This window comes from Streptomyces sp. NPDC050423 (genome assembly GCF_040655445.1).
Taxonomy (GTDB): domain Bacteria; phylum Actinomycetota; class Actinomycetes; order Streptomycetales; family Streptomycetaceae; genus Streptomyces.
In genome coordinates this window covers 52388-72830 of the sequence record NZ_JBFAJY010000015.1, presented here as the reverse complement: position 1 = coordinate 72830, position 20443 = coordinate 52388, and the positions used below count along the sequence as shown (strand labels likewise).

Below are 20443 nucleotides of genomic sequence, written 5' to 3'. Positions count from 1 at the left end.
CTGATTCCGGTCAGCTTTCGCCGCCGGTCTCCGCCGCCGCGGCCTGGGCGGCCTGCGCGGCCGCGCTGCCCGGACGCTTGCGGGCCACCCAGCCCTCGATATTCCTTTGCTGGCCTCGGGCCACGGCCAGCGAACCGGACGGCACGTCCTTCGTGATGACGGATCCGGCCGCGGTGTAGACGCCGTCCCCGACCGTGACGGGCGCCACAAACATATTGTCCGACCCAGTGCGGCAGTGCGAGCCGATCGTCGTGTGGTGCTTGGCCACACCGTCGTAGTTCACGAACACGCTCGCGGCACCGATGTTGGTGTGATCGCCGATCGTCGCGTCACCGACGTACGACAGGTGGGGAACCTTCGTGCCCTCGCCGATCGTCGCGTTCTTCATCTCCACGTACGTACCGGCCTTGGCCTTCGCGCCCAGCCGCGTACCCGGCCGCAGATAGGCGTACGGACCGACCGTCGCACCGGCGCCGACCTCGGCCCCGTCCGCGACGGTGTTGTCCACCCGCGCGCCCGCACCGACGACGGTGTCCTTCAGCCGCGAGTTCGGGCCGACCTCGGCGTCCTCCGCGAGATGCGTCGTACCCAGCAGCTGGGTACCCGGGTGCACGATCGCGTCCCGCTCGTACGTCACGGTGACATCGATCAGCGTCGACGCCGGGTCCACCACGGTCACGCCGGCCGTCATCGCCCGCTCCAGCAACCGCTGGTTCAGCAGCCGGCGGGCCTCCGCGAGCTGCACCCGGTTGTTGATCCCGAGGATCTCCCGGTGGTCGCCGGCGACCGAGGCGCCGACCCGGTGCCCGGCCTCGCGCAGGATGGACAGCACATCGGTGAGGTACTCCTCGCCCTGGCTGTTGTCCGTACGGACCTTGCCGAGCGCGTCCGTGAGGAGCTGCCCGTCGAACGCGAACACCCCGGAGTTGATCTCCCGGATCGCGCGCTGGGCCTCGGTGGCGTCCTTGTGCTCGACGATCTCGGTGACCGCGCCGGTCGCCGGGTCGCGGACGATCCGGCCGTAGCCGGTCGCGTCGGGGACCTCGGCGCTCAGCACGGTGACGGCGTTGCCGTCGGCGGTGTGGGTGGCGGCGAGCGCGGTGAGCGTCCCGCCGGACAGCAGCGGGGTGTCGCCGCAGACCACGATGACGGTGCCCGCGACGGTCCCGCCCAGCTCGTCGAGCCCGACGCGCACCGCGTTTCCGGTGCCCTTCTGCTCGGCCTGGTAGGCGGTGCGCACCTGGGCGTCCGCGGCGGTGAGATGGGCGGTGACCTGCTCACTCGCGTGGCCGACGACCACGACGAGGTGCTGGGGCTCCAGCTCGCGGGAGGCCGCGACGACATGTCCGACGAGCGAGCGCCCGGAGATCTCGTGCAGAACCTTGGGGGTCTTCGACTTCATGCGGGTGCCCTCACCCGCTGCGAGGACGACGACGGCTGCCGGGCGTTCGGAGCTCACGGATATGCCCTTCGGCTTCGGGTGGTGGACATCCGCAGGATACCGGGGGGTGTTGGACCGGACATGAGTGCGGGCCCCGACCGGTTGGTCGGGGCCCGTATGCGTGGGCTCCGCCGGCTGGATTCGAACCAGCGTCTCAAGGCTCCAAAGGCCTGCGGGATGCCGCTACCCCACGGCGGATTACAGGAGGAGACCCTACCTGAGACGGAGTTGAGCCTGATCCGCGATGCCGTGCCACCACCCTTCAATTCGACGGTACAACTCGGCGCCTTGCAAGACTCGGATGACCAGACACCCCCGGTAGGTATCCCCCACGTTCTTGCGAACGGTTTTCGGGTTGTGCTTCTTGATCGTTGACTTCTGGAAGGTCGAGACGTCGACTCCGATCAGTTCGGCCCACCAGGTCTCGGCGGCCTTCACGTCAGCTGATTCATGGATGCTCAGTCGGTAGCACAGTCGTTGCGGCTCGATTTCGAGGAGCGCCAGCCATGCTCGATACAACTGGATCACGGCAGGGTCGCTATTGATGAAGGTGACGTTCTCGCGGCGGTCGTACGGTTTGTCCTTGCCTCCCTCGGCCCAGTACAGGGAGACGCCAGCCATGAACAGGTCGCGGTCCGAGAGCACACCGATCTCGGCCGATGCTTCCGACTTGGTCCGTCGCCGTTCTACGTCGCGCACGGCCAGCTCGTGGTCCCACCGCATTCGTCCGGCCAAGCGTGCCTGATCGGCAGCAGTGCGGCTCGGCGTCGGTTTCGGTAGGTCTCGGACCCACAGTGAGATCGAACTCTTTGAGCAACCCAGCTCTACTTGGATTTGGTCGTACGTCATCCCCTGTAGCCGCAGCTCCCGCGCCTTGGCTCGGAGGTCGTCCTTGGCGTTGGGGCGTTTCGTCCACTCAGGAGGCGGCTCGCCCTTGACGAGCCGATTGAGCAGGTCGTTGTTGTGGACATGTAGCCGGTCGCGGATCTGGCGGAGGCTGAGGCCCTCCCGGCGCAGGGCCACCGCTTGTGCGCGCAGCCCCTCGAAGTCGGCGTATTTCCCGAGTTCTGCCGTCATGTGGTGATCGTCGTCCGGAATGCGGACGTCCGCCGGGGATTCGGTTGGTGTTCGCCGGATCGAGTGATGAGCACATGATTCGAATCCGTTCGACGTCGGGACGTGCTGCGCAGGTCCCCCGAAAATGAGATGCGCCCGCCCGTACGCTGGATGCCATGACCGCAACGGGGGCAGACCGGGAAGCGGCGGGACCGACCACCCGCGGCTACTGGTGGTGGGAACGGCGACGGAGTGTCGCACTGGATGTGGGGCTGGCGCTGTTCTCGGCGCTGGAGTGTGCGTTGGAAGGGGTGGAATTCGCGGGGGACACCGGGCTGCCGGTGCCTCTGGGCGTGGTTTTCGGGTTCTTCGCGGGGGCTGTGCTGCTGGTGCGCCGGCGGTGGCCGATCGCCGTGGTGCTGGTGTCGGTCGCGACGACACCGGCCGAGATGGGCTTCCTGATGGGCCTGGTCGGCCTGTACACGCTGGCCGCGTCCGACGTGCCGCGGCGGATCACCGTCGTGCTGATGAGCATGTCGCTGGTGGGCACGTTCATCGTCACGTACGTACGGCTGCGCCAGGGCGTCTCGGCGAGTGCCGACTTCGGGCCCGGCGACTGGTACGTCCCGATGCTGTCCCTCTTCATGGCGGTGGGGCTCACCGCGCCGCCCGTGCTGTTCGGCCTCTACATAGGGGCCCGGCGCCGGCTGATGGAGAGCCTGCGGGAGCGGGCGGACTCGCTGGAGCGGGAGCTGTCGCTGCTCGCGGACCGCGCCGAGGAGCGGGCCGAGTGGGCGCGTACGGAGGAGCGGACCCGGATCGCCCGCGAGATGCACGACGTGGTCGCCCACCGGGTGAGTCTGATGGTGGTCCACGCCGCGGCGCTCCAGGCGGTCGCGCCCAAGGACCCGGCGAAGGCGGTGCGCAACGCGGCGCTCGTCGGTGACATGGGGCGCCAGGCGCTGACCGAGTTGCGGGAGATGCTCGGGGTGCTGCGCACGGGGGAGCCGATGGTGGCGCGGGTGACCAAGGTGCCGCTCGCCTCCGTCGGCCGGGCGGCCGTGGTCGCGCCGGAGGACGGGCCCCGGCTGCACGAGGTGGAGACGCTGGTCGGGGAGTCCCGGGCGGCGGGGATGACGGTGGAGTTCTCGGTGGAGGGCGAGACGCGTGTCTACGCGCCCGAGGTCGAGCAGACGGCGTACCGGGTCGTGCAGGAGGCCCTGACGAACGTGCACAAGCACGCGGCCGGCGCGAAGACGTGGGTGCGGCTGGCGCATCGGGGGGCGGAGGTCGCCATGCAGGTGGAGAACGGCCCCTCGGACTCGGCCACGGCGGACGCGGGGCTGCCCAGCGGGGGCAACGGGCTCGTGGGGATGCGGGAGCGGGTGCTGGGTCTGGGCGGGGTCTTCGTCTCCGGCCCGACGGACGCCGGCGGCTTCCGGGTGTCGGCGGTGCTGCCGGACGTGGCCGGGGCCGGTGCCTGAGGGCGCGTCCCTGCCCGGCCCGTCCGGCGTTCGAGACGGACGGGCTTCGAGGCGGGCTCAGCCCGAGGTCAGGCGTTCCGGCTGGGTGCCCGTGACCAGGGTGGACAGGGCCTGGTCGATGTCCGGCCCGAGGTACCAGTCACCGGTGTGGTCGACGCTGTAGACGCGTCCCTCGATGTCGATCGCGAGGACCGCCTGCCCGTCCCCTTCCTCCCCCAGTGGGGCGACCTCGGTCTCCAGGGCGCGTCCCAGGTCCGCCAGGGTCCGGGCCAGGTGCAGGCCGCGCAGGGGGTCGATCCGTACCGCCGCCGGTGCGATCTGGCGGCCTGGCGTGGTCGCGGTGAGGTGCAGGCCGCCGAATTCGGCCCAGGCCTCCACGGCGGCCGGGAAGACGGCGTGCTGGTGGCCGGCCGGTGAGGCGTGCGAGCGCAGCGCGTCGGCCCACTCCTCGGCCTGCCGGATGTCCCAGCGGCCGGGCTGCCAGCCCGCGGCGCGCAGGGCGGCGTCGACGGGGACGGGGAAGCGGGTGGAGGCCTGGCGGTCGTGGTTCGCCGGGCCCGCCTGTTCGGGGAAGTCGTTTCGGTCGGCCATGGGGGCGCGGTCAGCCCTTCTCGGCGGTGGTCGCCGCTCCGGTCGTGGTGAGGTCGACGGGTCGTACGCCGAAGTGGGCGAGCATCACCGAACAGGAGCGGCAGGGCGGTGCGTAGCTGCCGTGCAGGGGGTCGCCGTCCTCGCGGATGCGGCGGGCGGTGAGCCGGGCGTGCTTGAGTGCGCGGCGGGCCTCGCCGTTGGTGAGGGGCTTGCGCTGGGCCCGCTTGGAGCGGCCGGCCTCGGCGGCGGAGAGGTGCCGGGAGAGCAGTATCGCTTCGGGGCAGCGGCCGGTGAAGCGCTCCCGCTGGCCGCTGGTGAGGGTGTCGAGGAAGTCCTGGACGAGGTGGTGCAGTACGGGTGCCTGGTCACCCTTGCCCGCGGTGCAGGTGAGCGTTTCACCGCGTACGGACAGCGCTGCGGCCACGGCGGGCAGGATGCCGTCGCGGCGGTGGGTCAGGTGGGGCGCGTGGCTGGTTTCGGTGCTGCTCCAGCTGAGTCGTGGGTCCCCGGATGTGACGGTGTGTGCAGAGTGTGCGGTGTGCATGGTGCGTTGTCCCTCCCGTGCCCGCAGCGGCCGCTGCCGAATGTGCACGCCCCCGTGTATGCGGTGACAGCCTGCCAAATGTGTCGGGTCGTGTGAAAGCTGGGTCGGGAAAACGTGTGCGCGTGTCGCCCGAAGGTGGCCCGTTGGTCGCTCATTCGGCACATCGTCGTGACGGTTCGTGACGGAAGTGGCCGGCGGCCGGTGGGGCGGGGTCCGTTCTCGCGGCACCGCATAGGCTGTGCCCGGACCGCCCCCATGGGCAGTCGGTCCTCATCAGCCAGACGCAGCAGGGGGCAACCGCCATGACGACAGGTCGGCTCGGGCAGCAAGCCGCGCCACCGAACGGGGCCTACGCCGGGCAGCTCGTGCACTTCCCGGATCCTGTCCGGGCGTCCCGCCACCCCAGAGGTGTGCGCATGGACGGGAACGGCTGTCCGGTGTTCGCGCCGTACGCGCGCGCCGTCGCTGAGATCGCGGAGCCCCCACAGGGTTTCGGTGTCGACGAACTGCGGCTCACGGACTACGTGTCGGCGAACGCGGCACTGGCGGCCAGTGGCCATGAGCTGTGGGACACGATTCCGGCGGTGGCCACCCCGCACGGCTGGACCTGGCACCACGTGCCGGGCGGCCGTCGGATGGAGCTGGTCCCGGTCGAGGTGAAGGCGCTGCTGCGGCATCACGGCGGTCTCGCGACGACCGCGGTGGACCAGAACAAGCGGGGTACGCGTCCGCTCCAGGAGACCCGGCCCGCGCACTTCCGGCTCCCGAAGGGGGCCGTGGCGGTGAGCGAGCAGCAGATCCAGGGTGTGGAGGAGGACCTCGGGTACCGGCTGCCCGGTGCGTACCGTTCGTTCCTGAAGGCGGCGGGCGGTTCGGCCCCGGTGGGTGCGGCGCTCGACGCGGAGCTCGGTCTGCTGGTCGACCAGCCGTTCTTCACGGTGCGCGACGAGGCCGCGGTGAACGATCTGGTGTACGTCAACAAGTGCTTGCGGGACCATCTGACCAAGGACTACCTGGGGGTCGGTTTCGTCCAGGGTGGCATTCTCGCGGTGAAGGTCCGGGGCCGGGACATCGGTTCGGTCTGGTTCTGCGTGTACGACGACGCGCGGGATCAGGACGGCTGGAGTGTCCAGGAGCGGGTGGAGCGGCTGTTGCTGCCGTGCGGTGCGGACTTCGATGCCTTTCTGCAGCGTCTCGCGGGCAGTCCGCCGGAGCTGGAGACGGTGGCGAACCTGATGGTGGACGGCGGCTTCGCGCGCGCGGTCCCGGTGGAAGGGTGAGCGCGATGGTGACCTTTGCGCAGGCGCAGGAGCGCGCGGACGAGTGGGTCAACGGTGACGTTGCGGCGTACCAGCACCGCGAGGTGCGGGTGCGTGAGTTCGAACTGGGTTTCGTGGTGTGGGCCGAGGACCGGGTCGACGGCCCGGTCTCGGACGGTGGCCGGCAGCGGCTGGTGATCGCCCGGGACAGCGGTGAGGCGACGCTGTGGCCCGGACTGCCGGTCGGTGAGGTGATCCGGCGGTACGAGGAGGAGTACGGCGCCCCGGATGTGGTGCAGGCCGCCCCGGAGCCGCCGCAGCGCATCGATCTGAATCAGACGTCGTTCCTGTTGAGCCCGCCCGAGTGGCTCCAGGAGGCGGCGGACAAGCTCGGCATCCCGGACGGGCGGGCGGACCGGGCCGGGGAGCGGGTGCCGCCACAGGCCCCCGCCCCCGCCCCTGTCGCTCCTGCTCCTCTGTCCTCTCCTCCTCCGCTTCCGCCTCCGCCTTCTCCGTCGGCCGGGCCGGGCGCGTACGAGCCCACCGCGTTCGCGGGGGTTCCGGCGTCCTCGCCGCAGCCGCCGGCCGGGGCCACGCCGTGGGCGGGGACCGATACCAACGCCGGTTCCGACGAGGGGGAGGTGGGGCTGCCCGCCACGGTGTTCGCGCCGCCGCTCTCGGGTGCGGACGACGAGGGTGCGCCGCCCAGGGTGGTGCCGGCCGATGCGCCGACCGCGCTGATGTCCGGTGGCAGCCAGCTGCCCCGGACGGCGATCGTGCCCGGTCTCGACGCGCGGGGTCCCGGTTCGGGGGACATCTCGCAGGAGGCCACCAGCAAGGCGGCTGTTTCGCCGCGGGGTGGGCGTGGTGGGGGTTCGACGACGCCGCAGCCCCCGGGGCCGCCCGGCATTCCGGGTGCGCAGCTGCCGCCGCCCTCGGGACCGGGTGCGCCCGGCGCCCCGGCGGGCGGGTACATGCCGACGCAGCTCGCTCCGCAGCAGGGTCCGCCCGGCGCGCCCCAGCCTCCCGGTCCGCCGGCACCGCCGCCGCCCGGTGGCGATGTGCACCAGGCGGCCACGATGTTCGCGGCCCCGGGCCAGGTCGGTCCGCCGGTTCCGCACCCGCCGGGTCCGCCCGGTGTTCCGGGTGCGCCGCAGCCGCCCGGTCCGCCTGGTGCCCCGGGTGCGCCGCAGCCGCCCGCTCCGCCTGGTGCCCCGGGTGTGTCGCAGCCGCCCGGTCCGCCCGCTCCTCCCGGGGCGACGCCGCCTCCCGGCGGCGGTGTGCACCATGCCGCGACGATGCTCGCGGGTCCGGCTCAGATGGGCCCGCCGGCTCCGCAGCCTCCGGGTCCGCCCGGTGCGCCGATGGGGGGCGCCCCGGGTCCGGTGCCGCCGCCGGGTCATACCCCGCCGCCCCCGGCGTACGGGTACCCGCAGGCGCCCGTCGGTCAGCCGACGGTCGGCCCCGGTTACCAGGCGGTGCTGCGCTACCGCGGCCCCGACGGCAGCGAGCAGCAGCTGATCCGGCGTTCGGCGCCCGGCACCCCGCACCCCGAGTGGCAGATGCTGCACGAGCTGCGGGCCATGAACGTGCCGCCGCAGCAGGTCATCGAGTTGCACACGGAGCTGGAGTCCTGTGAGCTGCCGGGTGGTTACTGTGCCCGGATGATCCGGGAGACCTGGCCTCAGGTGCGGATCACCAGCGTCGCCCCGTACGGCACCGATCACGCGAGCCGCCAGCAGGGCATGCAGCATCTGCTCACCCACCAGGGTGAGCTGCACCAGGTCGCGGACGGTCCGGCGCGGCCGGCGCCGGTCCGGGCGCCGCTGCCGCAGTTGCCGCCCGCGCTGCCGGTGCCGGCGGAGGCCGTCGCGGAGGAGCTGTTGCAGACCTTCGGTCCGCAGGGTGTGCTGCGCTTCGATCAGCGTGCGGTGTCCCGGCAGGGTGTGCCGGAGGTCGTGGCGCGGACGCTGGTGTGGGCGGGGCTGCCCGCCGACTTCGGGCCGTTCTTCTGGGCGCAGCCGGGGCAGCCGGTGGTGCCGACGCTGGCCGAGCTGGCCGTGCAGCGTCAGGTGCAGCCGGCGTCCGACGCGGGGTCGTACCTCGTGATGGGTTCGGACTTCGGCCGGGCGATCTGTGTGCAGTACGGGACGGCGAACATCGTGGCCGTGCCGGTGGAGGCGGGGCCCGGCGGGCAGTCGGTGCCGCCGCAGTTCGTGAACACCGGGCTGCCGGAGTTCACCCGTTCGCTGGCGCTGCTGGGCCGGATGTGGCGGCTGCGGTTCGGGCTCAACCCGGAACAGGCCGGCCGCTGGACGGTCGACTTCCAGGCGCAGCTCGTCGCGCTGGACCCGGCGGCGCTCGCGTCGCCGGAGAGCTGGTGGTCGGTGCTGCTGGAGCAGATGTGGGACGGCTTGATCTGATCGTCCGGTCTGCGTCGTACTTCCTCGGGCGTGGCGCCCTGTTCCCTGCTGGGGGACGGGGTGTCACGCCTTCGCCGTCTGTGATGCCCGTCGCTTCCGTCCGGAAAGCGTCGAAAGGATTCCGACTTCTCAGCCAATTGCCGCATCCTTGGCGTATCGCTCGATGCTCGGGTCGGGCCGGAGAGTCGGAAAGAGGCGTCAGGGATGAGTTCTGCACCGGTGTCCGCGCACGGCTTCGTCGGCGTGCGCGGACGTGGCTACCGTCCGGAGCAGGTGGACCGCATGGTGGCCGAGCTGTCCGCCGAGCGGGACGGTGCCCAGGAGCAGGTGGCGCGGCTTGCGGCGCTGGCGGAGACGCTGATCGCGGAGTCGGCCCGGCTGGACGAGGCCGTCGCCGTGCTGGCGCCGCAGGACTACGCGTCGCTGGGGGAGCGGGCGCAGCAGATCCTGGCGCTCGCTCAGGGCGAGGCGGAGGGTGTGCGGGGTGCCGCGCTGGAGGATGCGCAGTCCTTGCGGGACGCGGTGGACGCGGCGGCGCGGACCTTGCGTGAGTCGGCCCGTGCGGACGCGGAGGCGGTGCGGGCGGCCGCGGTGGCCCATGCCGAGGGCGTGCTGGCCGCGGCGGAGGGTTCGGCCGGTGAGGCGCTGGCCGCGGCCCGGCTGGCGGCGGGGGCGGTGCGTGAGGAGGCGGACGCCGCGATGGAGGCGACGCGCAGCCGTACCGCGAGTGTGCTGGCGCATCAGGAGCAGGAGCACGCCGAGCGGTGGAAGGTGGCCGGGCAGGAGCTGGCGGACGCCGAGTCGGCGCAGTCCGCGGAGCACACGGAGCTGGCCGGGCGGGCGGATGCCGCTCTGGCCGGGGCGCGCCGGGCGCTGGCCGGGGCGGAGGAGGCCGCGCGGCACGGTCAGGAGGACGCCGAGGCGCGGGGTGCGGAGCTGGTCGCCGCCGCCCGGGTGCGTGAGGAGCGGGTGGTCCGGGAGACGGAGCGGATGCTGCGGGAGCACGGGGAGGGCCGCGAGGAGGTGCAGGCGCACATGGCGCATGTGCGCAATTCGCTGGCGGCGCTCACCGGGCGGGTGGCCCCGGCGGACGACTGAGGGGCCCCCGGCCCGTCAGCGATCAGGCCCGTCACTGATCAGGTCCGTCAGCGGCCGGGGCACTGTCAGGGGCGCGGCCAGGGGTGCTTGGAGAGGTGCTCGATGCCGCTGTTGAAGCGTTTGAGGTAGCCGGCGAAGGCGGCGATGTCCTCGTCCGGCCAGTCGTTCATGATCTGGTCCAGGGCGCGCACGACGCGTTCGCGCTCCTGGTCGAGGAGCGCGGCGCCCTTGTCGGTGATGCGGAATTTGCGGGCCATGCCGCCGTCGGGGTCCGCGATGCGTTCGGCCAGTCCGGCGCGTGTGGCCGCGGCGGTCTGACGGTTGAGGGTGGAGGCGTCGAGGCCGAAGGCCTCGCTCAGTTCGCCGTTGGACATGGGGCCCTGGATCCGGATGCGGCTCAGCAGGATGTAGGCGCTTCGGCCCATGAGGGCGTACTTGTGCCGTCCGCCCCGGTGGTGGGCGAGGTCGTGTCGCCCGAGCAGCATCTGCTCGTACTCCACTTCGTCCGTGGGCCTGGACATGTCTGCGGCCTCCTGCTCCGGGGGCGATCGCGCGTCGGTTCCGAACGCGGGCTCATGCTCTCATGCGTCGTGCATCGGCCACGTGGTGTGTATGACACATTCGACATGTACGATGCACATCGCTATTCGGCGCACCGGACGACCCCTAGGAGTTCCACCTCATGGATGCCCCCCAGCCGACAGCCAGAACGGGCGGTGTGGTCGCGACTCTCGCCTTCGCCGGTACCGTGGCGGCGGTCATGCAGACCCTGGTCACCCCGCTCATCGCGGAACTGCCCAAGCTTCTCAACACGACGTCCTCCAACGCCACTTGGGTGATCACCGTCACCCTGCTGGTCTCGGCGGTGTGCGTGCCGGTCTCCGGACGGCTGGGTGACCTGCTGGGCAAGCGCCGGATGCTGCTCGTGTGCGCGGTGCCACTGTTCGTCGGTTCCGTGGTGTGCGCCCTCGCGTCCACCGTCGTCCCCATGATCATCGGACGCGGTCTGCAGGGCATGGGCATGGGCATGGTGCCGCTCGGCATCGCCCTGCTGCGTGACGTGGTGCCGAAGGAGAAGCTCAGCTCCTCCATCGCCCTGGTGAGCGCCTCCCTCGGCATCGGCGGCGCCCTCGGCCTGCCGATCGCTTCGGCGGTCGCCCAGTACGCGAGCTGGCGGGTGCTGTTCTGGGGCTCCGCCGCGCTGGCCCTCACCATCGCCGCGCTGATCTGGTTCCTGATTCCGGACGTCCCGGCCGGCGCCAAGGGGCAGCGTTTCGACGTGCCCGGCGCCCTCGGCCTCGCCGTCGGTCTGGTCTGCCTGCTCCTCGCCGTCTCCAAGGGCGCCGAGTGGGGCTGGGCCTCCACGACGACGGTCGGCCTGTTCGCCGCCTCCGTCGTGGTGCTGATCGGCTGGGGATTCTGGGAACTGCGGACCAGGGACCCGCTGGTCGACCTGCGCACCACCGCCCGCCCCCGGGTGCTCATCACCAACCTCGCGTCGCTCTTCGTCGGTTTCGGCATGTACGCCGGAATGCTGATCGCGCCGCAGCTGCTCCAGTTCCCCGAGGCCACCGGCTACGGCCTGGGCCAGTCGATGCTCGCGGCGGGCCTGTGGATGGCCCCCGGCGGCATCATGATGATGATCGTCTCCCCGTTCGGCGGAAAGCTCACCGACGCCCGCGGCCCGAAGTTCACGCTGATCAGCGGTGTGCTGGTCATCGCCGCTGCCTACGGCCTCGGCATCGTCCTGATGGGCTCCGCCTGGGGGCTGATGCTGTTCCTCATGGTCAGCAGCAGCGGCGTCGGCCTCGCCTACGGCGCGATGCCCGCCCTGATCATGAGCGCGGTCCCGGCGTCCGAGACGGCCGCCGCCAACGGGTTCAACACCCTCATGCGCGCGCTCGGCACCTCGATCGGCGCCGCCGTCATCGGTGCGGTCCTCTCGCAGATGACCGCCGAGACGGGTGGCTTCACCCTCACCACCGAGGCCGGGTTCCGTACCGGCCTGATGTTCGGCTGCGCCGTCGCCGTCATCGCCGCGGCGATCTCGGCGTTCATCCCGGCCGTACGCGGGTCCGGCGCCACCGGCGACAAGGCTGACGCGTCCGCCGCACCGGAGGTCGCCGCGGCCAGGAGCTGATCCCGGCGCGCGTCCCTGTGCGCGCAGCCCCCGGGGTGGTCTCGTCGAGTGCGGACGAGGCCACCCCGGTCGTGTTTGCCCCGTGGCTACTTGAGGCCGAGGACCTGTTCCAGGGGGTCGATGACGAAGTAGACGAAGAAGAGCGCCGTGGTGCCCCAGAGCAGCCAGTGGACTTCGCGGGCCTTGCCCAGGCACGCCTTGATGATCACGTAGGCGACGAAACCGGCACCGATGCCGTTGGTGATGGAGTAGGTGAACGGCATCACGACGATGGTGAGGAAGGCCGGGATGGCGACTTCGTAGCGGTCCCAGTCGATGTGCTTGACCTGGGTCATCATCAGGAACCCGACCACGACGAGCGCGGGGGACGCGGCCTGGAGGGGCACGATGGTCAGCACGGGCGTGAGGAAGAGCGCGAGCGCGAACAGTCCGCCGGTGATGAGGTTGGCGAAACCGGTGCGGGCACCCTCGCCGACCCCGGCGGCGGATTCGATGTAGGTGGTGGCCGACGACGAGGAGGAGGCGCCACCGGCGACGGCGGCCACGCCGTCGATGAGCAGGACGCGGCCCAGGCCGGGCACCTGGCCCTGCTCGTCGAGGAGTCCGGCTTCGGCGGTGACACCGACGACGGTGCCCATCGTGTCGAAGAAGTCGGACAGGACGAGGGTGAAGACGAGCAGGACGACGGTCAGGACGCTGACCTGTCCGAACGAGCCGAACAGGTCGAACTTGCCCAGCAGTCCGAAGTCGGGTGCGGCGACGGGCTTGTCGGGCAGCGCGGGCGAGGTCAGGCCCCAGGACTTGACGTCGGCGATCTCGTTGATGACGACGGCGAGGACGGTCATCAGGACGATGCTGATCAGAATGGCGCCCTTCACCTTGCGGGCGAGGAGCACGATTGTCATGAGCACGCCAAAACAGAAGACGAACATGGGCCAGCCGGTGAGCGTGCCGGTGCCGAGCTGAACGGGCACGGTGGAGTTCGCGGCGTCCGGGATGCGGGTGACGAACCCGGAGTCCACGAAGCCGATGAAGGCGATGAACAGGCCGATGCCGACGCTGATGGCTTGCTTGAGGGGTTGTGGGATGGCGTGCATGATCGCCTCGCGCAGACCTGTCATCACCAGGACGCAGATCAGCAGACCTTCGAGCACGATGAGGCCCATCGCGTCGTCCCAGCCCATCATGGGGGCGACCTGGAAGGCGACGACGGCGTTGATGCCCAGGCCTGCGGCCAGGGCGAGTGGCAGATTGCCGCCCACACCCATGATCAACGTCATCACCGCGGCCACCAGAGCCGTGGCGGTGACCAGTTGGACGCTGTCCAGGTGCTTGCCGAACTTGTCCTCGGCGCTGCCGAGGATGATCGGGTTGAGCACGAGGATGTACGCCATGGTGAAGAAGGTGGCGAACCCGCCGCGTATCTCCCGTCCGTAGGTCGATCCGCGTTCGCTGATGCGGAAGAACCGGTCGAGAGGGCTGCCGGATCTGGTGGGCGGCACGTCGGTCGCGCTGGTCTCACTGGGGTGCATGACTGTTTCTCCTGGGCCTGCAGTGAAATAGAAGGGTGTGACCGGGTGCCGCCCGAAGCGGGTGACGGGCATTCGCGCAAACGTGCGGAGGGCACCTCGCGAGCGGATCATACGCGGACGGTTATGGTTGGCAACCGCCTTGGCATGGTGGGTAGTTGACGATTCCAGTTGTCCCCTGTCGGTTCCTACGGAATCACCGGCGACCTATCGCGCCAAACCGTGAGACAGGCGACAGTGACCATGGATTTTCCGGTGACAGCCCCCCTACTCTCTGCGCGTGCATCCACCACTCCCCTTCAACGCACGCGCGGCCCGAGCCCTGCGCGAAAAGCTCGGGATGGCTCCCGGTCACGTCGCCTACGCCATGCGGGCCTCCTTCGACATGTCCTACATCGCCCCCGAACACGTCGCCGCATGGGAACGCGGCACCCATCTGCCGAGCGCGAACGAACTCATGGCCCTGGCCGGCGCCCTGTGGTGTCACCCCAGTGAACTCATGGGAAGACCCGGTACCTTGCGCGAGCACCGCATCGCCCGCGGTATCTCCCCCGACGACGTCGCACGCGGCACCGGCCTGAACATCGCCGCCTACCATGCGATGGAGGAAACCGGTCAGTGGACCGGTGACAAAGGGCAGTCCCTCAGACTCGGCAGCCTCCTGGCTCTGCCCCCACGCGACTACATCGCGATCACCGGGCTCGAGGACGAACTCGCCCGACTCCTCACCGAAGCCGTCTCCACCCGCTGGCAGGCGCACGTCCGCGCCATCGCGAAGCTCCTCTCCATGGACCGCCGTGACCTGCGGGACCCCTTGAACGCCATGCAGCACGAGTACCAGGCGCTCATGGCCGCCACCCTCAGCCGGGCCGGCGGCACCACCGCCTCCGGCGAGGACGGACGCGGCTACATCGACGACATCGTCAACCGGTTCTGGGCCCGGCTGCCGGACCACTCGTAGCCGTGTGACCGAGACCGGCCGTCCCGGCGCGTGCCGCGTGCCACGGCGGCCGCGGGAAGACCCGGCGGGACGCCGCCCGCGGCGCCGATGCCCCGCCCGTGTCCGCTGCGCCGTGCCGCTCCACCCGGCGATGTGGACCCCTGGGTGCAGTCCCTGAGAGACCCCTCCGCCCCCGGTATCAGACCCCTAGGGGTGGCTCCTTACTTCTGTCCAGGGGCCGTTCCTCCCGGCGGAGGACGTGCCCGGTGCCGCCCGCTCCGTAGCGTGGTCCACACACCGCGATTGCGGCTGGCAGCAGGGGGCGGGGTGGGGAAAACCCCACCGGAAGACTGCGCTGGGCACCAGCGCGCCGGACCCCCTCCGAACGACAGACTTCAGAGCAGACAGCGACAACGCGACGCTGACCGACATAGGAGAAAAACCGTGACAACGGCTGTGACCATTCCCAGGCACGCGGGCACTGGAAGGCGTACGGCTGTTGCTGCGCGAGCGCGGCAGGTCGTCAAGGCGTACGGGGTGGGGGAGACCCGGGTCGTCGCGCTCGACCACGTCGATGTGGACATCGCACGCGGGCAGTTCACGGCCATCATGGGCCCGTCCGGCTCCGGCAAGTCGACACTGATGCACTGCCTGGCCGGGCTGGACACCGTGACGTCCGGTCAGATCCACCTCGCCGAGACCGAGATCACCGGTCTCAAGGACAAGAAGCTGACCCAGCTCCGCCGCGACCGCATCGGGTTCATCTTCCAGGCGTTCAACCTCCTGCCGACGCTCAACGCGCTGGAGAACATCACGCTGCCGATGGACATCGCCGGCCGCAGGCCGGACGCCGCCTGGCTGCGGCAGGTCGTGGAGACCGTGGGCCTCTCCGAGCGGCTCAAGCACCGGCCGACCGAGCTCTCCGGCGGCCAGCAGCAGCGGGTCGCGGTGGCACGGGCGCTCGCCGCCCAGCCGGAGATCATCTTCGGTGACGAGCCGACCGGGAACCTGGACTCGCGGGCCGGCGCCGAGGTGCTGGACTTCCTGCGCAAGTCCGTCGACGACCTGGGCCAGACCATCGTCATGGTCACCCACGACCCGGTCGCCGCCTCCTACGCGGACCGGGTGCTGTACCTCGCGGACGGGCGCATCGTCGACGAGATGCTCAACCCGACCGCCGACCAGGTGCTGGACCGGATGAAGGACTTCGACGCACGCGGGCGGACCTCATGACCGTCTGGAAGACCTCGATGCGCAACTTCTTCGCGCACAAGGGGCGCATGGCGCTCTCCGCCGTCGCCGTCCTGCTGTCCGTGGCGTTCGTCTGCGGCACGCTCGTCTTCACCGACACGATGAACACCACGTTCGACAAGCTCTTCGCCGCGACCTCGGCCGACGTCACCGTCAGCCCGAAGTCCGCGAAGCTGGAGGACAACCCCGAGAGCGGCAGGCCCGAGTCGCTGCCCGCCTCCGTCGTCGCACAGGTCGAGAAGGCCGACGGGGTGAAGAAGGCCGAGGGCACCGTCTCCAGCATGGCCGTCACGGTCGTCGACAGCCACAACAAGAACATGGGCTCCGAGACGGGCGCCCCCACGATCGCCGGCAACTGGACGCAGAACGAACTCCGTTCCATGGAGATCACCTCCGGCCACGCACCGCGCGGTCCCACCGAGGTGATGGTCGACGCCGACACCGCGGACCGGCACCACCTGAAGATCGGTGACGAGCTGCGCACCATCGCCGTCACCGGCGACGTCCGGGCGAGGATCAGCGGCATCGCCGCCTTCAAGGTCACCAACCCCGGTGCGGCGATCGTCTACCTCGACACCGCCACCGCCCAGCAGAAGCTGCTCGGCGCCCCCGACGTCTTCACCCAGATCTCCGTCACCGCCGAACCCGGCGTGGACGACACTCAGTTGAAGCGGAACGTCGCCACCGCGCTGGACGGCTCGGCCGCGTACAAGCTCCAGACCCAGAAGGAGGCCGCGGAGGCCAACAAGGACTCCATGGGCTCGTTCCTCGACGTCATGAAGTACGCGATGCTCGGCTTCGCCGGGATCGCCTTCCTCGTCGGCATCTTCCTCATCGTCAACACCTTCTCGATGCTGGTCGCCCAGCGCACCCGCGAGATCGGCCTGATGCGGGCCATCGGCTCCAGCCGCAAGCAGGTCAACCGGTCCGTGCTGCTGGAGGCGGTACTCCTCGGCATCGTCGGATCGGTCCTCGGCGTCGCCGCCGGGGTCGGCCTCGCGGTCGGGCTGATGAAGGTCATGGGCGCCGTCGGGATGGAGCTGTCCACCCAGGACCTCACCGTCGCCTGGACGACTCCGGTGACCGGGCTCGCACTCGGCATCATCGTGACCGTGTTCGCCGCGTACATCCCGGCCCGCCGGGCGGGCAAGGTCTCTCCGATGGCCGCCCTGCGTGACTCCGGCACCCCGGCGGACGCCAGGTCCGGCTGGATCAGGGCCGGAATCGGCCTGGTCCTCACCGGCGCGGGCACGGCGGCGCTGTGGGCGACCACGCAGGCCGACAAGTCGAGCGACGGATCGCTCTACCTCGGCCTGGGCGTGGTCCTCACCCTCATCGGCTTCATCGTGATCGGCCCGCTGCTCGCCGGTGTCGTGGTGCGGGCGCTCAGCGTCGTCGTCCTGCGCCTGTTCGGCCCGGTCGGCCGGCTGGCGGAGCGCAACGCGCTGCGCAACCCCCGGCGCACCGGCGCCACCGGTGCGGCCCTGATGATCGGCCTCGCACTGGTGGCCTGCCTCTCGGTGGTGGGCTCCTCCATGGTCGCCTCGGCCACCGACGAGCTGGACAAGTCGGTGGGCGCGGACTTCATCGTGCAGTCGTCCACCGGCCAGCTGATCGTGCCGCAGGCCGCGAAGGCGCTGGAGAGCGCGCCCGGCATCGAGCACGTCACGAACTACAAGGCCATCAGCGCGAAGCTCACCAACCCCGACGGCTCGACGACGGACGAGCGGGTCACCGCCGCCGACCCGACGTACCCGCAGGACCTGCGGCGCGAGACCGTCGCCGGTGACCTGCCCGCGGCCTACGGCAAGAACGCCATGTCGGTCGGGGAGGAGTACGCCACCGCGCACGGGATCAAGGTCGGCGAGACGATCACGGTCGCGTTCAAGGCCGGCGAAACGGCGAAGCTGAAGGTCGCCGCGATCACCTCGGACGACACGACCGTGGATCAGGGCGCGATGTACCTGAGCACCGCGACCGCCGAGCGGTACGTCCCCGCCGACAAGATGCCCAAGAACGTGATCATGTTCGCCAAGGCGCAGGACGGCAAGGAGAAGGAGGCGTACGCCGCCCTCAAGAGCTCGCTCGCCGAGTACCCGCAGTACAAGGTGCAGAACCAGGCCGACTTCAAGCAGGACCTGAAGGACCAGATCGGCCAGCTCCTGAACATCGTGTACGGCCTGCTCGCCCTGGCGATCATCGTCGCGGTGCTCGGTGTGGTGAACACCCTGGCCCTCTCGGTCGTCGAGCGGACCCGCGAGATCGGCCTGATGCGCGCCATCGGCCTCTCCCGCCGCCAGCTGCGCCGGATGATCCGGCTGGAGTCCGTGGTCATCGCCCTGTTCGGCGCCCTGCTCGGCCTCGGCCTGGGCATGGGCTGGGGCACCTCGGCCCAGAAGCTGCTGGCCCTGGAGGGCCTCGGCGTCCTGGAGATCCCGTGGCCGACCATCATCTCGGTCTTCGTCGCCTCGGCCTTCGTCGGACTGTTCGCGGCCCTGGTCCCGGCCTTCCGGGCGGGACGGATGAACGTGCTGAACGCCATCGCCACGGACGGGTGAGGCGGCACTCCACGTAGACTGACGGTTCCGGCCCCGGGCGTTCCTCCAAACGCCCGGGGCCGGATTCGTGCTTCCGCGGGCGTGCTGCACGAAGCTGCCGCCGCCGTGCAGCAAGCTGACACGGCGGCACGGACCCCTTTCCGCTCCCCGCTGGCATGGTCGTCCTGCCGGGAACCCCCGGCAGCACGCAACCGCCGGAGGGAATCGTGTCCAGGTCCTCGCTCCCGCAGCAGCCGGACGGTGTCGCGCACCCCGCGGCCGCCGCAACGCCCTCTCCCGTGGCGCCCGTTCCCGCCGCCCCCGGCCGGGAGCGCGAGCCGGTCAACGGCTGGGAGTAGGCGGCCGTGATGCGGTTCCAGCTGCTCGGGCCGCTGACCCTCGCGGACGGCCACGAGGCCGTGGTGCTCCAGCCGTCGAAGCCGACCATCCTGCTGGCCGCGCTGCTGCTGCACGCCAACACCGTGGTGTCCGCCGAGTACCTCCAGCGGGCCGTGTGGGGGGAGGAGCAGCCCGTCACCGCCAGGGCCGCTCTACAGACGTGTGTGCTCCGGCTGCGCAGGCTCTTCACCCGGCACGGGGTGACCGGGACGGTGATCGAGGCCGTGCCCGGCGGCTACCGGATCACCGCCGCACCGCACACGCTGGACCTGCTCGGCTTCCGCGACCAGGTGCGCCGGGCGGTGACCCTGTCGGGCGACCCGGACGCGGAGCTCAGCACCCTCAAGGACGCGCTGGCGCTCTGGCAGGGCTCGCTGCTGGCCAACGTGCGCTCCGACGTGCTGCACCGGGACGAGGTCCCGCGGCTGGCCGAGGAGCGGCTGCGCAGCGTGGAGCGGGTCTGCGATCTGCTGCTCGGGCTGGGGCGCTGCGGTGAGGCACTGGTGGAACTCTGGTCCGCCACCCGGACGTACCCGGAGAACGAGCGGCTCCACGAGCAGTTGATCGAGGCCCTGTACCGGACGGGCAGGCAGACCCAGGCCCTTGCCGAGTACCGCAGGGTCAAGGCGTTCCTGCTGGACGAACTCGGTGTCGATCCCTCGCCCGCCCTCCAGCAGCTGGAACTGGCGATCCTGCGGGGCGAGGACCTCGGTACGGGGCGCGGCCCGGCCGCGCTGCCGGCCGCCGCCCCGGTGCGCACCGCCGAGGCCGGGGCAGCCGCCGACCGCGGTGCCCGTCCGGTGCCCGTCGTGCCCAACTTCACCGGCCGGGAGGCCGAGACCGCCGCCATGGTGGCCCGGCTCACCGCCCCCGCCGAACCCGGCGAAGAGGCCCCGCACCCGCTCACCGTCCTGGTGTCGGGGCCGCCCGGCATCGGCAAGTCGGCCCTCGCCCACCACGTCGCCCACCTCGTGCGGGACGCCTTCCCCGGCGGCCGGTGGCTGGTGCCGATGACCCGTCCGGACGGCGGGGCGCGCCGGTCCGGCGACATCGCCGCGGAGGTGGCCGACGCGTTGCGGGCGGGGCCGGACGGCGAACGCGTCCTGCTGGTCCTGGACGATGTGGTGGACGCCGATCAGGTGCGCCCGCTGCTGCCCGCGATCGCCGGCGCGCAGGGGGCCGTGATCACGACCAGCCGGATGGGGCTCGCCGGGCTCATCGCCACCCACGGCGGATGGGTGCACCGGCTCACCGCCTTCACCGAGGCGGAGTCGTACGCCCTGCTGCTGTCGGTGCTCGGTGCCGAGCGGGTCGAGGCGGAGCCGGACGCGGGGCACCGCCTCGCCCGGCTGTGCGGGCACTTCCCCTTCGCCCTGCGGATCCTGACGGCCCGGCTGCTGACCCGGCCGGGGCTGCGGCTCGCCGACGCCGTCGGCTGGCTGGGTGAGGACCCACTGGCCCGGCTCACCCTGACGGACTCGCCGGACATCTCCGTGCGGGCCCTGCTCGACGGTGCGCTGAACCGGCTCGGACCCCGGCTGTCCGAGGCGTTCCAGCGGGTCGCTGCGGCGCCGGGGGACACCTTCGCAGCCGAGGACAGCCCGGCCGTGACCGAGGCGGTCCTGGAACAGCTGGCCGACGCCGGACTGCTCGAGGACGGCCCGCCGGGCCCCTACCGGGTCCATGAACTGCTCCGCAGCTACGTACGCAGAACCGCCCCGGAACACATCCGCCGTACAGAGAAGGTGTGA

Annotated in this window: 16 protein-coding genes and 1 tRNA gene; 10 read left to right on the top strand and 7 right to left on the bottom strand. The window is 71.1% G+C overall.

Annotated elements, in window-relative coordinates:
• Positions 1–10: 10 nt before the first annotated feature.
• The 3 genes from glmU to AB0I52_RS13900 all read right to left on the bottom strand — a co-directional run bounded on the left by glmU (position 11) and on the right by AB0I52_RS13900 (position 2518).
• Positions 11–1459 carry a bifunctional UDP-N-acetylglucosamine diphosphorylase/glucosamine-1-phosphate N-acetyltransferase GlmU gene (gene glmU, locus AB0I52_RS13910; protein ID WP_363072148.1) on the bottom strand — a complete coding sequence of 483 codons (1449 nt, stop codon included), beginning with the start codon at positions 1457–1459 and terminating at the stop codon, positions 11–13.
• A gap of 108 nt (positions 1460–1567) precedes the next feature.
• Positions 1568–1639: transfer RNA gene (locus AB0I52_RS13905), tRNA-Gln, on the bottom strand.
• Positions 1640–1654: 15 nt separating this feature from the next.
• Positions 1655–2518: a hypothetical protein gene (locus AB0I52_RS13900; RefSeq protein WP_363072147.1), complete on the bottom strand. Its 864-nt coding sequence runs from the start codon at positions 2516–2518 to the stop codon at positions 1655–1657.
• A gap of 155 nt (positions 2519–2673) precedes the next feature.
• Between AB0I52_RS13900 and AB0I52_RS13895 the strand changes: the two genes are divergently transcribed.
• Positions 2674–3981: a histidine kinase gene (locus AB0I52_RS13895; RefSeq protein WP_363072146.1), complete on the top strand. Its 1308-nt coding sequence runs from the start codon at positions 2674–2676 to the stop codon at positions 3979–3981.
• 57 nt (positions 3982–4038) lie between these two features.
• Here the strand turns inward: AB0I52_RS13895 and AB0I52_RS13890 are convergent, their stop codons facing one another.
• Together AB0I52_RS13890 and AB0I52_RS13885 are read right to left on the bottom strand one after the other, a co-directional pair.
• On the bottom strand, positions 4039–4572 hold the full coding sequence (locus AB0I52_RS13890; RefSeq protein WP_363072144.1) for an SUKH-3 domain-containing protein: 534 nt from the start codon (positions 4570–4572) through the stop codon (positions 4039–4041).
• A 10-nt stretch (positions 4573–4582) separates the two neighbouring features.
• A complete protein-coding gene (locus AB0I52_RS13885; RefSeq protein WP_363072142.1) occupies positions 4583–5116 on the bottom strand; it encodes a YwqJ-related putative deaminase in 534 nt (177 codons plus the stop codon).
• A 302-nt stretch (positions 5117–5418) separates the two neighbouring features.
• Here AB0I52_RS13885 and AB0I52_RS13880 point away from each other — a divergent pair, with 302 nt between their 5' ends.
• From AB0I52_RS13880 to AB0I52_RS13870, 3 genes are all read left to right on the top strand, one after another.
• Entirely contained in the window at positions 5419–6396 is a 978-nt protein-coding gene (locus AB0I52_RS13880; protein WP_363072140.1) for an SMI1/KNR4 family protein, read from the top strand.
• 5 nt (positions 6397–6401) lie between these two features.
• Positions 6402–8798, top strand: coding sequence for an SUKH-4 family immunity protein (locus tag AB0I52_RS13875; RefSeq protein WP_363072138.1), 2397 nt, complete (start codon positions 6402–6404; stop codon positions 8796–8798).
• Positions 8799–9002: 204 nt separating this feature from the next.
• Positions 9003–9896 carry a cellulose-binding protein gene (locus AB0I52_RS13870; RefSeq protein ID WP_363072136.1) on the top strand — a complete coding sequence of 298 codons (894 nt, stop codon included), beginning with the start codon at positions 9003–9005 and terminating at the stop codon, positions 9894–9896.
• 65 nt (positions 9897–9961) lie between these two features.
• Here AB0I52_RS13870 and AB0I52_RS13865 read toward each other — a convergent pair whose 3' ends face one another.
• A complete protein-coding gene (locus AB0I52_RS13865; RefSeq protein ID WP_363072134.1) occupies positions 9962–10417 on the bottom strand; it encodes a MarR family transcriptional regulator in 456 nt (151 codons plus the stop codon).
• A gap of 161 nt (positions 10418–10578) precedes the next feature.
• On the opposite strand from AB0I52_RS13865, the gene AB0I52_RS13860 reads away from it, so the two are divergent.
• The gene (locus tag AB0I52_RS13860; RefSeq protein WP_363072132.1) at positions 10579–12036 is read left to right on the top strand and encodes an MFS transporter; all 1458 of its coding nucleotides are present in this window, start codon (positions 10579–10581) and stop codon (positions 12034–12036) included.
• Between the two features lie 86 nt (positions 12037–12122).
• On the opposite strand, the gene AB0I52_RS13855 is transcribed toward AB0I52_RS13860, so the two are convergent.
• Entirely contained in the window at positions 12123–13568 is a 1446-nt protein-coding gene (locus AB0I52_RS13855; protein ID WP_363072130.1) for an NCS2 family permease, read from the bottom strand.
• Between the two features lie 277 nt (positions 13569–13845).
• Between AB0I52_RS13855 and AB0I52_RS13850 the strand changes: the two genes are divergently transcribed.
• The 5 genes from AB0I52_RS13850 to AB0I52_RS13830 all read left to right on the top strand — a co-directional run bounded on the left by AB0I52_RS13850 (position 13846) and on the right by AB0I52_RS13830 (position 20443).
• A complete protein-coding gene (locus AB0I52_RS13850; protein ID WP_363072128.1) occupies positions 13846–14526 on the top strand; it encodes a helix-turn-helix transcriptional regulator in 681 nt (226 codons plus the stop codon).
• Positions 14527–14949: 423 nt separating this feature from the next.
• Complete coding sequence (locus tag AB0I52_RS13845; RefSeq protein WP_363072126.1) at positions 14950–15738, top strand: ABC transporter ATP-binding protein; 789 nt, start codon at positions 14950–14952, stop codon at positions 15736–15738.
• Positions 15735–18314: an FtsX-like permease family protein gene (locus AB0I52_RS13840; protein ID WP_363072124.1), complete on the top strand. Its 2580-nt coding sequence runs from the start codon at positions 15735–15737 to the stop codon at positions 18312–18314. The genes AB0I52_RS13845 and AB0I52_RS13840 overlap by 4 nt, the downstream gene beginning before the upstream one ends.
• A 206-nt stretch (positions 18315–18520) precedes the next feature.
• Positions 18521–18652, top strand: coding sequence for a hypothetical protein (locus AB0I52_RS13835; protein ID WP_363072122.1), 132 nt, complete (start codon positions 18521–18523; stop codon positions 18650–18652).
• 9 nt (positions 18653–18661) lie between these two features.
• On the top strand, positions 18662–20443 hold the full coding sequence (locus AB0I52_RS13830; RefSeq protein WP_363072282.1) for a BTAD domain-containing putative transcriptional regulator: 1782 nt from the start codon (positions 18662–18664) through the stop codon (positions 20441–20443).